Genomic DNA, 14574 nt, shown 5'->3' with positions numbered 1-14574 from the left:
TTAGGTGATTTTTAGATGTCTAATTAGGGTGTCTAATTGATCTGCCACACTATGACATTGTTCCAGCTTATTTACATTGATACAGTAGTTGTCGTCAATTTCTTTACCTCTACAGTCAATAATATCAATTTTGATTTGGTTGAACCTTGGTTCAATAGATCTACATCTTTTAAAAAGGCCTTTAATGGTTTCATGATTATGGGTTTCAAAGCCTTTTTTTTCTAAAAATCCTTTTAAATAATTGAGTATGGCGTGCTGTGAGTTTTTACAAGCTACGAAACTTACAATGTCTTCTTGTGGTTTAAAAAGTGCTTCCTGAGCTTGATCTAAGCTTTCTTGAGCTTTTTTTATGAAATCATAATCTTCTTCCATAATAGAGAAAATAAAAAAGGGTTCATGGTTAATTAACCATGAACCCGTATCATCATATTAATTAAATGTCTCTAAAAAGTTCTAATCTTTCCCAGTTAGAATCTACGTGTTCTTGGGCTTCAATCAATAGAGTTCCTGCTAATTCAGCATTGTCTTTAACAACTCTTTTAAATCTAGCCTCGTTGTACATAAAATCTTGTACCGGAATGGTTGGCGTTTTAGAGTCTAATTTAAACTTCTTGCCTTTTGGTTTTGAAGGATCAAATCTAAACAATGGCCAATAACCAGATTCGACTGCTTTTTCTTGTTGCTGGGCTCCATATTTCAAATCATAGCCATGCTCACCACAATGAGAATAGGCAACAATTAGAGATGGCCCTGGATATGCAGCAGCTTCACGGATGGCGTTTAATGTTTGAAGATCTTTTGCACCAATCGCAATCTGAGCTACATAAACATTTCCGTAAGAAATGGCCTGTAATGCAAGACTTTTCTTGGCACTTTTCTTACCTGCGATAGAGAACTTAGCACTTGCGGCCAACGGTGTTGCCTTGGATGTTTGACCACCTGTATTCGAATAAACTTCGGTATCCATAACCAAGATATTTACATTTTCGCCAGATGCTAATACATGATCTACTCCACCAAATCCGATATCGTAAGCCCATCCATCTCCACCTAAAATCCAAACAGATTTTTTTCTGAGGTTATCTGCCATACGTAAAAGTTTTTTGGCGTCATCACTATTGTCTAAAATGCGTAAGGTTTCCTTTAATTCCTGAATTTGAGCTATTTTTTGTTCTTTTTGCTCTTCTGTCTCTTCAGGATTATTTAACAAGGCGTCAACAAGTTCGCTTCCAACCAATAGTTCAAGTGATTTTAATAGGTCAACAGCCATTTCATGTTTTTTAGATACGGCAAGGTGCATACCTAAACCAAACTCGGCATTGTCTTCAAAGAGTGAATTTGCCCAAGCTGGCCCTCTACCAAATTTATTAGTTCTATAGGGTGTTGTTGGTAAATTACCTCCATAAATAGAAGAACAACCCGTTGCATTGGCGATTAAGATACTATCGCCATATAATTGAGACAACATTTTGATATATGGTGTTTCGCCACATCCTGAACATGCCCCAGAAAACTCAAATAATGGTTCCAAGAATTGAGATCCTTTGACGTTGGTAATCGTAAGAGCTGATCTGTCGTAATCTGGAAGATCAATAAAGTAATCCCAATATTTGTTTTCAATTAGGTCAAACTCAATTTTCTTGTGCATATTAATGGCTTTAAAGCCTTCAATTTCTTTGCTTTCTGCAGGACAAACCTCTACACAAAGGTCACATCCTGTACAATCCTCGGGAGAAACTTGTAGAACATAAGACTCTTCACTTGTAAAAGGACGTCCTTTTGCAGGTACAAATTTCATTCCATCAGGAGCTCCGGCTACTTCTGTATTTGTAACTACTTTTGCACGGATGGCTGCATGCGGACAAATGGCCACACACTTGTTACATTGCGTGCAAAGGTTTTCATCATCCCAAATAGGGATAAAGTCGGCAATACCACTCTTTTCGTATTGTGTAGTTCCTGTTGGAAAAATTCCATCTACTGGGAACGCACTAACTGGTAATTCATCTCCTTTTCCTGCTAAAATATTCTCAAGAACTTCTTTTACAAAGCCATCAGGAGCATTGTGCATTGCAGAAACCAGAGCTTTATCGCTTGTAATTTGTTTTGGGTATTCAACTTCAAAAAGATTGGCCAAGGCAGTATCAACTGCATCAAAATTCATTTTGACCACTTTTTCACCTTTATGAGAGTAAGACTTTATAATGGCAGCCTTAATTTTTGAAATGGCTTCATCTTTTGGTAAAATACCTGAAATAGCGAAGAAACAGGTTTGTAAAACGGTGTTCGTTCTTTTCCCTAAATCAGCTTCATAAGCTACTTTTGACGCATCTATCACATAGAATTTCACTTCTTTTTTAATGATTTCTTCTTGAATAACTTTAGGTAATTTATCCCAAATTTCATCCTTAGAATAAGGACTGTTCAATAAGAAAGTTCCACCTTGTTTTAAATCCTCAATCATATTAAATTTTAAGACGAACTTAAATTGGTGACTAGCTATAAAATCGGCTTTTTCTATCAAATAGGATGAATATATAGGCTCAGGTCCAAATCTTAAGTGCGAAATAGTTTGTGCACCAGCTTTTTTGGAGTCATATACGAAGTAACCTTGAACATAGTTATCAGTTTCTTCACCAATAATTTTAATGGAGTTTTTGTTTGCTCCAACTGTACCGTCAGATCCAAGTCCGTAGAACATACAATTGATGGTTGTTTTTCTTACGTTGAAATTGTAATCTATTGGTAAACTTGTATTTGTAACATCATCGTTGATACCAACAGTAAAGTGATTCTTTACTTCTTTCTTGGTCAATTCGTCATAAATTCCTTTCACCATTTTAGGAGTAAATTCTTTCGAACTTAATCCATATCTTCCACCAACGATTTTCGGCATTTCAATGCCACTTTCTACAAAGGCACTAACGATGTCTAAATAGAGAGGTTCGCCTAAACTACCAGGCTCTTTGGTTCTGTCTAAAACTGCAATATTTTTAACTGTTTTTGGCAGTTTATTGATAAAGTCTTTGGCGTAAAACGGACGATAAAGTCTGATTAAAAGAGCTCCTACTTTCTCGCCTTGGGCAACTAAAGTTTCGATGGTTTCTTTTACAGCACCCTCGCCAGATCCCATGATGACAATAACTCTATCTGCTTCTGGATGTCCGATATAATCAAAAAGTTCATATTTTCTTCCCGTATGTTGGTAGAATTCATCCATTACTTCTTGCACCACACCAGGTACTTTATTGTAAAATGTATTTCCAGCCTCTCTGGCCTGAAAGAAAACGTCCGGATTTTGAGATGTGCCTCGAATACTTGGATGGTCTGGGTCTAAAGAACGTTCTTTAAAAGAAAGAATTTCATCTTCTGGCATCATGGCTTTAATGACTTCATCTGGAATAGCATCAATTTTTGAAATTTCATGAGAAGTTCTAAATCCATCAAAAATATTTAAAAACGGTACTCTAGTTTTGAGAGTTGCTACCTGAGAAATTAAGGCAAAGTCATGTGCTTCTTGAACATTTGCACCAAACAACATAGAATAACCCGTCTGTCTGGTAGCCATCACATCGCTATGATCACCAAAAATTGAAAGGGCGTGTGAAGCAACTGTTCTTGCTGCGACATGAATAACGTTTGGCAGTAATTCTCCTGCTATCTTATACATATTTGGTATCATCAACAACAAACCTTGTGATGCTGTAAAAGTTGTGGTCAATGCTCCTGCTTGAAGTGAACCGTGAACTGCACCTGCGGCACCACCTTCACTTTGCATTTCTATAATTCTAGGAATATTCCCCCAAACATTTTTTTTCTCTTGGGCACTATATGCATCTACATGTTCTCCCATCGGTGATGCCGGAGTAATGGGGTAAATTGCACAGACCTCATTGGTTTTATGTGCAATTCTTGCCACTGCTTCGTTAGCATCACAAATTAGTTTTTCAAATTTTTTACTCATAACTCATTATTTTGTGAAGCGTTGGACATATTTTTTAAAAAGATTTATTTTTTGCTCTTTTGAACTGAACAAAGTTATTAGGATTCTATTTTTTAAATTATGATTTATGTCATACGTCACTGGTTTTCAGTATTTAGAATGTTTCTAGATTGAAAGTCGATGGTTTGTAGCAAAAAAAAAGACCGCATTTGCGGTCTTTTTATATCAACTTATTTTGCTGCATTATTCTCCGTGCAACCAGGCTTTTTTAGCTAAAAGCTCTTCATCAGTCTCTACATGGTCTTCATCAGGAACGCAACAATCTACCGGACAAACAGAAGCACATTGAGGCTCATCGTGGAAACCTTTACATTCTGTGCATTTTTCTGTTACGATGTAGTAAAACTCATCACTAATAGGTTCGTGGCTTTCATTTGCATCAACTTCTTCGTTTGTACCCGGAACAGTAATCATTCCACTTAAAGCAGTTTCATCTGCATATGTCCATTCAGTATCTGGTTCGTATATTGCATTATTTGGACACTCAGCAATACAGGCATCACAATTTATGCACTCATCAGTTATTTTAATTGCCATAATAATTTATTTTTAAGATTGACCACAAAATTATAGAAATAAAAAACAAATTGAATTATATCTAAACAATTTAGAAAGAATTTAAATTAAATGTAATAAATGTTTCAGACTGATTTTTGTCATGAAAAATAATTTTAAGCGAATTAATTTTAACCAAACTTAAGTAGGTCATTTATAATTCCTATTTTTAACCATTATAAATAAGTATAATTAATCATCCAAAATATGAAGCGTATGATTCCTGAAGGTGCTAATAATAAAGAAACTATGGCCCAAGAACTGGATACCGTTGTAATTCGTTTTGTGGGAGATTCTGGAGATGGGATGCAGTTAACAGGCACTCAATTTACTGATACATCTGCGATGTTTGGAAACGACGTTGCTACTTTTCCTAATTATCCGGCTGAAATTAGAGCTCCACAAGGAAGTTTATACGGAGTATCAGGATTTCAGGTTCATATTGGAAGTATAGAGATCAGTACACCCGGAGATGATTTAGATCTATTAGTAGCAATGAATCCGGCAGGTTTAAAAACAAATATTTCCGCGTTAAAACCTGGACAAATTCTTATTGTTGATAGAGATTCTTTTAATAAAAAAAATCTTGAAAAAGCTGATTATAAGTCTAATCCATTAGAGGATGGATCTTTGGCAAACTACAAGGTAATCGAAGTTGATATGACCAGCCTTACCAAGGAAGCGTTAAAAGAGTTGAGTTTAGACAATAAAAGCATCATTCGCAGCAAGAACATGTTTGCTTTAGGAATTGTTTATTGGATGTATGACAGAGACATGAATCATACACTCGATTTCTTCGCGAAAAAGTTTAAATATAATCCTGTTTTGGCGGATGCAAACTCCAAAGTGCTCAAAGCTGGATATTTTTATGCAGAAACTTTGGAACTCATTCCTGCCGCCTATAAAATTGCCCCATCAAAAATGCAAAAAGGGGTTTATCGCATCATCAATGGGAATACTGCGACAGCATGGGGATTTTTAGCTGCGGCCGAAAAATCCGGATTAGATCTTTTTTTAGGGTCTTACCCAATTACGCCGGCTACAGATATTCTTCATGAGCTCGTAAAACATAAACATTTTGGGGTAAAGGCTTTTCAAGCAGAAGATGAAATCGCAGGAGTAACTTCTGCCATAGGTGCTGCCTTTGCCGGTAATTTGGCCATTACAACTACCTCAGGTCCAGGTTTGGCCTTAAAAAGTGAAGCAGTAAATCTTGCTTTAATGACAGAGTTACCTTTGGTAATTGTGAATGTGCAAAGAGGAGGTCCATCTACCGGATTACCCACAAAAACCGAACAATCTGATTTGTTACAAGCCATTTTTGGTAGAAATGGAGATAGTCCTGTTATTGTTATTGCAGCGAGTACCCCTGCAGATTGTTTTGATTATGCGTACGAAGCCGCTAGGTTAGCCATAGAGCATATGACTCCGGTTATTTTACTCACTGATGGTTATATCGCAAATGGTTCTGAGCCATGGAAAGTGAAGGCAATCAAAGAAATGACCGACATCAACTTAAAAACCTTAAGCGCTTCAAGAGATTCTTGGCATCCCTATGATAGAGATAGTGAAACTTTGGCCAGAAATTGGGTGATTCCAGGTACTCCCGGATTTGAACACAGATTGGGTGGTCTTGAAAAAGACAAAGTCTCAGGAAATGTTTCTTATCAGCCCGAAAATCATGAATATATGACACATATCAGGGCAGAAAAAGTGAAAAGAGTTGAAAATTTCATTCCTGATTTGGTTCCTGAGTATGAAAAGGAAGGAGATTTGCTCATTGTGGGTTGGGGGGGTACTTATGGAAGTTTACACTCTGCCGCAAAACAAATGTATAAAGATGGGTACCGCGTAGGCCATGTGCATTTTAACTATCTCAATCCAATGCCTAAAAATACAGAAGAAGTTCTGTCAAAATATAAAAAGATTATTGTTTGTGAGATCAATATGGGGCAATTGTCATTTTTATTAAAGGCGAGATACGATAATATAGAGTTTTTACAATACAACAGAATCCAAGGTTTGCCATTTTCGGTGTCGGACTTGGTGACTAAATTTAAAAATATACTAACAGAATAAGGCCATGGAAGATACACTTGTACAAGAATACACTTTTAAGGATTTTCAAAGCGATCAAGAGGTTCGTTGGTGTCCGGGTTGTGATGATTATGTTATATTGAGGTCTATGTTGAAGGCGTTGCCCGAAATGAATGTTAAAAAAGAAGATGTTGTTTTCATTTCAGGAATTGGTTGCTCTTCGCGCTTTCCATATTATGTAGATTGTTACGGGATGCACAGTATCCACGGTAGAGCCGCCGCTATTGCGAGCGGCGTAAAATTGGCAAATAACAATTTGTCTGTTTGGATGATTACAGGGGATGGAGATAGTTTGGCCATTGGTGGCAACCATTTTATTCATGTCCTGAGAAGAAATATCGATCTAAATATTATTTTATTCAACAATGAGATTTACGGATTAACCAAGGGTCAGTTTAGTCCAACTTCTGTTGTGGGACAAAAAACCAAGTCTTCTCCACACGGAAATACCCAGCCACCATTTTTACCCGGTCAATTGGCAATTGGAGCAAATGCGAGATTTTTTGCAAGAATTGGAGGTAATAATCCAAAAGACATGACAAACCTTTTTGTTGAAGCAGAAAAATTCAAGGGCACCTCATTAATAGAGGTACTTCAGAATTGTGTTATTTTTAATGATGGTTGTTTTACACATTTAACAGACAAAGAAGTTAAAGAAGACCAACAAGTTTATCTAGAGCACGGAAAACCGATGATTTTTGGAAAAAATAAGGACAAAGGTCTGGTGTTGAATGGATTGAAATTGGAAACGGTGACGATTGGAGAAAACGGTGTTACTGAAAAGGATATCTTGGTTCATGATGCTAAATGTGAAGATAATACATTACATCTTTTATTGGCAAAAATGGAAAGCCCCATTGCCACAGGAATCATTAGAAGTTTTGAAGATCTCACATTTGAAGAAAGAGAAAACATGGTAATGTCTGACGAAAAAAGCAAATCTAAGTTTAAGAATGTTGACGAGTTATTTTTTTCAGGAGAGACCTACGAAGTAAAATAATTAGCAAAAAAGAGAAAATAGTTTTTTATGGGTTACGAAGCGATCATTGTTTTTATTTTGGCTGGCGTAGTTTTGGTAGCAGGAGCTAATTTTTTATCTAATCTCATTTCACCAAAATCTGACAACCCACAAAAACAAGAACCGGTTGAATGTGGTATTGAAACTATTGGCCCAACTTGGGTTCAGTTTAAGGTTGGTTATTATTTATTCGCCATTTTATTTTTGATATTTGATATCGAAGTTGCTTTTTTGGTGCCATGGGCAGTTGTTTTTAAGGAAGTAGGAACTGTTGCATTGATAGAAATACTAATATTTTTAATCATATTAGGTATAGGTTTGCTTTATGCCTGGAAAAAACGAGCATTGAGATGGGAGTAGATGAAAAGAAAAGGTTTTTAAGCCAATACGAGGGAACAGGAATGGAACAAGTTTTACCTGACAGTTTTCCCGGAAAAGTAATTCCTGGAGGTAATGGCGGTAATATCGTTGTTACTTCCTTAGATAGTGTTATCAATTGGGGCCGATCAAATTCTTTATGGCCCCTTTATTTTGGTACAAGTTGTTGTGCCATAGAAATGATGCAAACCGGAGCTCCCCGTCATGATTTTTCGAGATTTGGCTTTGAAGTAGCTAGACCTTCGCCACGGCAAGCAGATTTAATCATTATTGCAGGTACAATCGTAAATAAAATGGCACCTGTTTTAAGGAGACTATATGATCAAATGGCAGAACCTAAATACGTGATCGCCATGGGGGCATGTGCTGTTTCAGGAGGGCCTTTTTACTACAACAGTTATTCGGTGGTGAAAGGTGCAGATCATGTAATCCCTGTGGATGTTTATGTGCCTGGTTGTCCGCCCAGACCGGAAGCACTTTTAGAAGGAATGATCATGTTACAAGAAAAGATTAAAAAGGAAAATGCCAAAACAAAGGAGAATCCAATTGAAGGATTTGACGAAGGTTTGATCAAATAGCAGAAATTATGTCCAAAGAAGAATTGAAGGAATTATTACTAAGTTGGGATGCCACACTTCAAATTGAGGAAGATTCAGAATTTCTTCAAGTCGTTGTTCAGAAAGAAAATCTGCTAAAATTTTGTAAGTCCTTAAAAAATGATCCAAAAACTAAGTTTGACTATTTGTTTTGTGTAATAGGAATGGACTGGGGAAAAGAATTGGGAGTGATTTACCATCTCGAATCAACAACTTTAAAACATGAGTTGGTGGTAAAAGTAAAAACAGAAGATCGCGAAAATCCTGAACTAGACTCTGTTTGGGAAGTTTGGCGAACAGCAGAATTACACGAAATGGAAGTTTTTGATTTTTTTGGAATTACATTTAAGAATCATCCTAATTTGAAAAGACTTTTTTTGACGCCCGAATGGACAGGATATCCTTTGCGAAAAGATTATGTGGATGAAGCCAATATGGTGATAAAATAATAGTTATGACCGAAATTGAAGTAAAAAACAATATTAAATCAGAAGAGTATTTTATCAACATGGGCCCACAGCATCCTGCGGCTCATGGGGTATTACGACTCTTGCTTACCATAGACGGTGAAACAATCAAAAATGTTGAACCAGATTTGGGTTATATCCACCGTTCTATAGAAAAAATGTGTGAAAGAGATAGTTATCAGCAGATTGTACATCTCACAGATAGAATGGATTATTTGTCTTCACACATTAATAACGAAGCGGTTTGCTTAACAGTGGAAAAAGCGCTTGAATTAGAAATTCCTGATCGTGTAAAAGTGATCAGGACCATTATTTCAGAATTAACGCGTTTGGCTTCACATCAGCTGTGGTGGGGTGTTATGGGAATGGATTTAGGTGCCCTGACAACTTACTTTTATGCTTTTCGAGACAGAGAAATGATCAATGATATTTTTGAAGAAACTTGTGGTGCACGGCTTACAATGAATTACAATATTCCAGGGGGATTAATGTTCGATATTCATCCCAATTTTGTGCAAAGGGTGAAAGATTTTATCGTTCATTTTAAAACCAAACTACCCGAATACGACCGATTATTATCAGGTAATGTAATTTTCTTAAACCGAACCAAAGGTGTGGGGGTTTTGTCTAAAGAAGATGCTATTTCATTTGGTGTTACAGGACCGGTTGGCCGAGGTTCAGGCTTCGCCTGCGATGTTCGAAAAAGGCATCCTTATAGTGCCTATGATAGAGTGAATTTTAAAGAATGTTTGGAAACCACAGGAGATACATTTTCACGGTATAAAGTACGTATTGCCGAGATGTGGGAATCAATTTCTATCATCGAACAGTTGATTGATCATATTCCTGAAGGAGAACACAAGGTAGCTACAAAGGCGGTAATTAAATTGCCAAAAGGCGAGTTTTACCAAAGAGTGGAAACTGCCAGAGGAGAATTAGGCGTTTTTATCAATAGTGATGGGAATAAAAATCCGTATCGTGTAAAATTTAGATCACCTGGTTTTTCAAACCTTTCTGCCTTGAATCATACGGCTGTTGGAGGGAAAATTGGAGATCTAGTGGCGATTATGGCATCATTTGATTTTGTAATACCCGATATAGACCGCTAAATGTGAGAAATATGAATTTACTTTTAACCATAACAAGTACTATACACGACTGGCTTTTTGATATTATGCCTGTGGGAGCAGCAAGCTTTGTAGAAATGCTTTTAATTGCCCTCGCCTATCTAACTGTTTTCGCTGTGGCTGGATTGTACTTGGTTTTGTTGGAAAGAAAAGTCGCTGCTTGGTTTCAATTGAGATACGGACCCAATAGAGTTGGACCCGCTGGTATGTTTCAAACCATGGCAGACGCGATTAAATTGGTGTCAAAAGAAATGTATGGAACCAATCGTGCAGATAAATTTTTATACAATTTAGCACCCTATTTTCCTATTGTTACAGCCTTGTTGGCGATGGCGGTTATACCTTTTTCTGAACAATTTCAGGCTTTTGATATCAATATTGGTATTTTCTTTTTGCTGGCAGTCTCTTCTATTGGCGTTATTGGAATCCTCCTTGGAGGTTGGGCAAGTAATAATAAATACTCACTAATCGGAGCCATGAGAAGTGGTTTGCAAGTAGTAAGTTACGAACTCTCCGTTGGGCTTTCTCTATTAACGATGGTAGTTTTAACAGGAAGTCTTCAATTATCTGAAATTATTGAGCTTCAAAAGAATGGTTGGCTCATTGTTCAGGGGCATATTCCAGCAATTATAGCTTTTATAATTTTCATGATAGCAGGTACTGCAGAAACAAATAGGGCACCATTTGATTTGGTAGAAGCTGAATCAGAATTGGGAGCAGGCTTTCATACAGAATATTCAGGTATGAAGTTCGCCTATTTTTTCCTGGCAGAATTTATCAATATGTTCATTATTTCATGCATTGCAGTAATCGTTTTCTTTGGAGGCTGGTTATCTCCCTTTGGAATCACGGATGAAATTACTTGGTTTCCATCAGTATTATGGTTTTTAGGAAAAGTATTGGTGATGGTTTTTTTAATGATGTGGTTCAGATGGACATTTCCTCGTCTAAGAGTAGATCAATTATTGAATTTAGAGTGGAAATATTTGCTTCCGATTAACTTGTTTAACCTGGTTTTAATGGCCGTCGTAGTTTGGTTAGGCTGGACAATTACCTATTAAGTTTTTAGAATGAGCTATTTTTCAGACATATACAACGGAATAAAGACTTTACTTACCGGTATGAGCGTTACCGGTAAATATTTTGTCAATGCACCCAAAGAAATAATTACCCAACAATATCCCGATAATCGTGAGACATTAAAAATGTTTGACAGATTTAGAGGCGAAGTAGTAATGCCACATGATGAAGAAAATTTCCATAGATGCACAGGTTGTCAATCTTGCGAAATTGCTTGTCCAAACGGATCGATTGAAATTATTTGGGACAGACAAGTTGATCCCGAAACGGGCAAAAAGAAAAAAATGATCGATAAGCACATTTATCATTTATCAATGTGTACTATGTGTGGATTATGTATAGAGGCTTGTCCGACGGATGCCATTGTTTGGGCACAAAACTTTGAAAATTCAGTGTACGACAGATCGCATTTAACAAAAGTATTAAATCAACCCGGTTCTCGATTAAAACCCGGAGTAGAAGATTAAGCCATGGAAAGAATAATATTTTACATTTTGGCTCTCATGATGGTCATTTTTGCCGTGAAAGCAGTCAGTAGTAATAACATGTTGCGTTCGGTTGTGTATTTGCTTTTTGTATTAATGGGGATTGCCGGAATTTATTTTTTGGTAGATTATTCCTTTTTGGCTGCAATTCAGTTGGCGGTTTATGCCGGAGGGGTAATTGTCTTAATTATTTTTTCAGTGTTGTTGGTACACCATATTGAGCTAAAACTGGAAACTGTATCTACTCCAAGAAAAATAGCTGCACTGGCACTCAGTATATTAGGTGCCGGAGTGACGCTGTATTCTATTTTGAACTATTCTTTTCCAATGTCGAGTGCGCCAAATCCGATCGAAGTAGAAGACGTGGGTAGACAATTCTTGAATTATGGAGAAGGAGGCTTTATTTTGCCATTCGAAGTGATTAGTGTTTTGCTTTTGGTTGTAATGGTAGGTGCCATAGTCATTGCAAAAGGAAAAAAATTAGAACAAAATTAATTTGTTATGATAGAAAATGTGACCATTTACGAGATCCTCACACTTACCACGATAATTTTCTTTATAGGGATTTATGGGTTTTTAACGCGAAAAAATTTAATTACCATGTTGCTTTCTATTGAGTTGATATTAAATGCCTCGGCCATCAATTTTGTTATTATCAATCAATATCTTTTTCCAAATAATCTTCAAGGTGCATTCTTTTCCATTTTTATCATTGCGGTTGCAGCGGCCGAAACAGCCTTGGCTGTCGCCATTGTTATCAGTTTATATAAACTGGTCAATTCTGTCGAAGTAAAAGATACTGAAACCTTGAAGTTTTAGGGAAACAAATATGAATTTTAGAAGACTCTGATATGCAATTCTTTAACACCATCTTCATACCGCTTATACCTCTTTTCGTTTTTTTGGTTCTGGGACTTTTTTATGATAAGATCAAAGCACCCTATTCTGGTTATATAGGAACCTTTGGTTTATTAGTTACTTTTCTTTTGTCTTTAACAACTGCTTATCATTATTTTTTAGTAGATGGAAAGGTAGGGGATGTATACCAAACATTTACACATAAATGGGATTGGATGAGATTTACAGATACACTGAACATTCAAATGGGTGTTTTGATCGATCAGATTTCTGTCATGATGCTTGTGGTTGTTTCCAGCATTTCACTCTTGGTGCATCTGTACAGCATGGGCTATATGAAAGGTGATAAGGGCTATACAAGATTTTTTGCCTATTTATCTCTCTTTACTTTTTCGATGATGGGCTTGGTTCTTTCAGCTAATTTATTTCAAATCTATATTTTTTGGGAGCTGGTAGGTGTTTCTTCCTTTTTGTTAATTGGATATTATTATACAAAACCGTCTGCCGTAGCAGCAGCGAAAAAGGCCTTTATCGTAACAAGATTTGCCGATTTTGGATTTTTGATAGGTATTCTTATCATCGGATATTATACAGGCACATTTGATTTTCAAACCTTAACTGACCCTGAAGGGGCTGCCATTACCAATTGGGCAACACATTCATTTATGGGATTATCAGTCATTACCTGGGCCTTGTTGCTTATTTTTATGGGTGGAGCGGGTAAATCTGCCATGTTCCCTTTACATATTTGGTTGCCCGATGCCATGGAGGGGCCAACACCTGTTTCGGCATTGATTCATGCGGCTACTATGGTGGTCGCTGGGGTATACCTTGTGGCGAGACTCTTCCCAATGTATTACTTTGTCGATGACGGGTTCGCTTTAAATGTTGTGGCTTGGGTGGGCGCTTTTTCATCTTTATTCGCAGCGATTATTGCAGTTACGCAAACAGATATCAAACGTGTTTTGGCTTTTTCTACTATGTCGCAGATCGGTTACATGATGCTCGCACTTGGAGTTTCAGGGTACAATGGTCATGACGGATTGGGTTATATGGCTTCCATGTTTCATTTGTTTACACACGCTATGTTTAAAGCTTTGTTATTCCTGGGGGCTGGATCTGTAATACATGCGGTTCATACCAATAACATACTCGAAATGGGTGGATTGAGAAAGTATATGCCCATTACGCATATAACTTTTTTAATTGCTGCCTTGTCTATTTCTGGATTTCCAGGGTTTGCAGGGTTCTTTAGTAAAGATGAAATATTAGTGGCTACTTTTGAGCACAGCAAATTGTTGTATGTCGTTGGTGTTTTTGTCGCTTTTCTAACAGCCTTTTATATGTTCCGTTTATACTTCGGTATATTTTGGAGCAGTGAAAGAACCTATAAGCATAAACCTCACGAATCTTCCGGTGCAATGACCTTTCCTTTAATAGTGTTGGCGGTTTTGAGCGTTATAACAGGATACATTCATTTTAGTGAATTTGTAACAGCAGACCATCGAACTTTTGAGGCACATTTAAATTATCCATTGGCCGCAGTAGCTGTTGGAGTTGGATTGTTGGGTATTGCCATTGCTTATATGTTTTATAAAAAACCATCTGATTACCCAGATAAATTAGTACAAACAGCAGGTTCACTTTACCATTGGGCTTATGATAAGTTTTATTTTGATGAGCTGTATATGTTTGTCACCAAACAGATCATTTTTAAAAGAATTTCAGCGCCATTTGCTTGGTTTGATAAAAATATAGTTGACGGAACCATGAATTTGATTGGAAATTCAACCGTCACGACCTCAGAAAAGATCAAAGGTTTGCAATCTGGTAAAATTCAAGATTATGCCTACGGATTTATAGTTGGCGCTGTAATTTTAGCGATGATCATGATATATAATTTTATGTAA

Annotated in this window: 14 protein-coding genes; 11 read left to right on the top strand and 3 right to left on the bottom strand. The window is 36.8% G+C overall.

Annotated features, from left to right (window positions below):
- The 3 genes from ACFQ39_RS02240 to ACFQ39_RS02230 form a co-directional block, all read right to left on the bottom strand.
- Window positions 1–372, bottom strand: a complete 372-nt coding sequence (locus ACFQ39_RS02240) for a HEPN domain-containing protein (RefSeq protein ID WP_377176001.1) — start codon at window positions 370–372, stop codon at window positions 1–3.
- 61 nt (window positions 373–433) lie between these two features.
- Window positions 434–3964, bottom strand: coding sequence for a pyruvate:ferredoxin (flavodoxin) oxidoreductase (gene nifJ, locus ACFQ39_RS02235; RefSeq protein ID WP_377175999.1), 3531 nt, complete (start codon window positions 3962–3964; stop codon window positions 434–436).
- A gap of 222 nt (window positions 3965–4186) precedes the next feature.
- Window positions 4187–4540 carry a 4Fe-4S dicluster domain-containing protein gene (locus tag ACFQ39_RS02230; RefSeq protein ID WP_377175997.1) on the bottom strand — a complete coding sequence of 118 codons (354 nt, stop codon included), beginning with the start codon at window positions 4538–4540 and terminating at the stop codon, window positions 4187–4189.
- A 225-nt stretch (window positions 4541–4765) separates the two neighbouring features.
- Here ACFQ39_RS02230 and ACFQ39_RS02225 point away from each other — a divergent pair, with 225 nt between their 5' ends.
- From ACFQ39_RS02225 to nuoL, 11 genes are read left to right on the top strand one after another with little or no spacing between them, the layout of a single operon-like run.
- Window positions 4766–6637 (top strand): 2-oxoacid:acceptor oxidoreductase subunit alpha, encoded by a 1872-nt coding sequence (locus ACFQ39_RS02225; protein WP_377175995.1) that lies wholly within the window; start codon window positions 4766–4768, stop codon window positions 6635–6637.
- Window positions 6638–6641: 4 nt separating this feature from the next.
- On the top strand, window positions 6642–7655 hold the full coding sequence (locus tag ACFQ39_RS02220; protein ID WP_377175994.1) for a 2-oxoacid:ferredoxin oxidoreductase subunit beta: 1014 nt from the start codon (window positions 6642–6644) through the stop codon (window positions 7653–7655).
- Between the two features lie 27 nt (window positions 7656–7682).
- On the top strand, window positions 7683–8033 hold the full coding sequence (locus ACFQ39_RS02215) for an NADH-quinone oxidoreductase subunit A (protein WP_377175992.1): 351 nt from the start codon (window positions 7683–7685) through the stop codon (window positions 8031–8033).
- A 41-nt stretch (window positions 8034–8074) separates the two neighbouring features.
- Window positions 8075–8629: an NADH-quinone oxidoreductase subunit B gene (locus tag ACFQ39_RS02210; RefSeq protein ID WP_377177522.1), complete on the top strand. Its 555-nt coding sequence runs from the start codon at window positions 8075–8077 to the stop codon at window positions 8627–8629.
- A gap of 8 nt (window positions 8630–8637) precedes the next feature.
- Window positions 8638–9096, top strand: coding sequence for an NADH-quinone oxidoreductase subunit C (locus ACFQ39_RS02205; protein WP_377175989.1), 459 nt, complete (start codon window positions 8638–8640; stop codon window positions 9094–9096).
- Between the two features lie 5 nt (window positions 9097–9101).
- Window positions 9102–10223: an NADH-quinone oxidoreductase subunit D gene (locus tag ACFQ39_RS02200; RefSeq protein WP_377175987.1), complete on the top strand. Its 1122-nt coding sequence runs from the start codon at window positions 9102–9104 to the stop codon at window positions 10221–10223.
- Window positions 10224–10234: 11 nt separating this feature from the next.
- Window positions 10235–11302, top strand: coding sequence for an NADH-quinone oxidoreductase subunit NuoH (gene nuoH / locus ACFQ39_RS02195; protein WP_377175985.1), 1068 nt, complete (start codon window positions 10235–10237; stop codon window positions 11300–11302).
- A 9-nt stretch (window positions 11303–11311) separates the two neighbouring features.
- Window positions 11312–11788: a 4Fe-4S binding protein gene (locus tag ACFQ39_RS02190; protein WP_377175984.1), complete on the top strand. Its 477-nt coding sequence runs from the start codon at window positions 11312–11314 to the stop codon at window positions 11786–11788.
- Window positions 11789–11791: 3 nt separating this feature from the next.
- A complete protein-coding gene (locus tag ACFQ39_RS02185) occupies window positions 11792–12301 on the top strand; it encodes an NADH-quinone oxidoreductase subunit J family protein (RefSeq protein ID WP_377175981.1) in 510 nt (169 codons plus the stop codon).
- Between the two features lie 6 nt (window positions 12302–12307).
- On the top strand, window positions 12308–12625 hold the full coding sequence (gene nuoK / locus ACFQ39_RS02180) for an NADH-quinone oxidoreductase subunit NuoK (RefSeq protein ID WP_377175980.1): 318 nt from the start codon (window positions 12308–12310) through the stop codon (window positions 12623–12625).
- Window positions 12626–12657: 32 nt separating this feature from the next.
- Entirely contained in the window at window positions 12658–14574 is a 1917-nt protein-coding gene (gene nuoL, locus ACFQ39_RS02175; protein WP_377175979.1) for an NADH-quinone oxidoreductase subunit L, read from the top strand.

Source organism: Namhaeicola litoreus (assembly GCF_042679565.1).
Taxonomy (GTDB): Bacteria; Bacteroidota; Bacteroidia; order Flavobacteriales; family Flavobacteriaceae; genus Namhaeicola; species Namhaeicola litoreus.
This window is presented reverse-complemented; position numbering and strand designations above follow the sequence as displayed.

What these genes read in the sequence shown, in the direction of transcription:
- ACFQ39_RS02240 (WP_377176001.1), bottom strand. Translation starts at nt 372, where the DNA reads ATGGAAGAAGATTATGATTTCATAAAAAAAGCTCAAGAAAGCTTAGAT.
- nifJ (WP_377175999.1), bottom strand. Translation starts at nt 3,964, where the DNA reads ATGAGTAAAAAATTTGAAAAACTAATTTGTGATGCTAACGAAGCAGTG.
- ACFQ39_RS02230 (WP_377175997.1), bottom strand. Translation starts at nt 4,540, where the DNA reads ATGGCAATTAAAATAACTGATGAGTGCATAAATTGTGATGCCTGTATT.
- ACFQ39_RS02225 (WP_377175995.1), top strand. Translation starts at nt 4,766, where the DNA reads ATGAAGCGTATGATTCCTGAAGGTGCTAATAATAAAGAAACTATGGCC.
- ACFQ39_RS02220 (WP_377175994.1), top strand. Translation starts at nt 6,642, where the DNA reads ATGGAAGATACACTTGTACAAGAATACACTTTTAAGGATTTTCAAAGC.
- ACFQ39_RS02215 (WP_377175992.1), top strand. Translation starts at nt 7,683, where the DNA reads ATGGGTTACGAAGCGATCATTGTTTTTATTTTGGCTGGCGTAGTTTTG.
- ACFQ39_RS02210 (WP_377177522.1), top strand. Translation starts at nt 8,075, where the DNA reads ATGGAACAAGTTTTACCTGACAGTTTTCCCGGAAAAGTAATTCCTGGA.
- ACFQ39_RS02205 (WP_377175989.1), top strand. Translation starts at nt 8,638, where the DNA reads ATGTCCAAAGAAGAATTGAAGGAATTATTACTAAGTTGGGATGCCACA.
- ACFQ39_RS02200 (WP_377175987.1), top strand. Translation starts at nt 9,102, where the DNA reads ATGACCGAAATTGAAGTAAAAAACAATATTAAATCAGAAGAGTATTTT.
- nuoH (WP_377175985.1), top strand. Translation starts at nt 10,235, where the DNA reads ATGAATTTACTTTTAACCATAACAAGTACTATACACGACTGGCTTTTT.
- ACFQ39_RS02190 (WP_377175984.1), top strand. Translation starts at nt 11,312, where the DNA reads ATGAGCTATTTTTCAGACATATACAACGGAATAAAGACTTTACTTACC.
- ACFQ39_RS02185 (WP_377175981.1), top strand. Translation starts at nt 11,792, where the DNA reads ATGGAAAGAATAATATTTTACATTTTGGCTCTCATGATGGTCATTTTT.
- nuoK (WP_377175980.1), top strand. Translation starts at nt 12,308, where the DNA reads ATGATAGAAAATGTGACCATTTACGAGATCCTCACACTTACCACGATA.
- nuoL (WP_377175979.1), top strand. Translation starts at nt 12,658, where the DNA reads ATGCAATTCTTTAACACCATCTTCATACCGCTTATACCTCTTTTCGTT.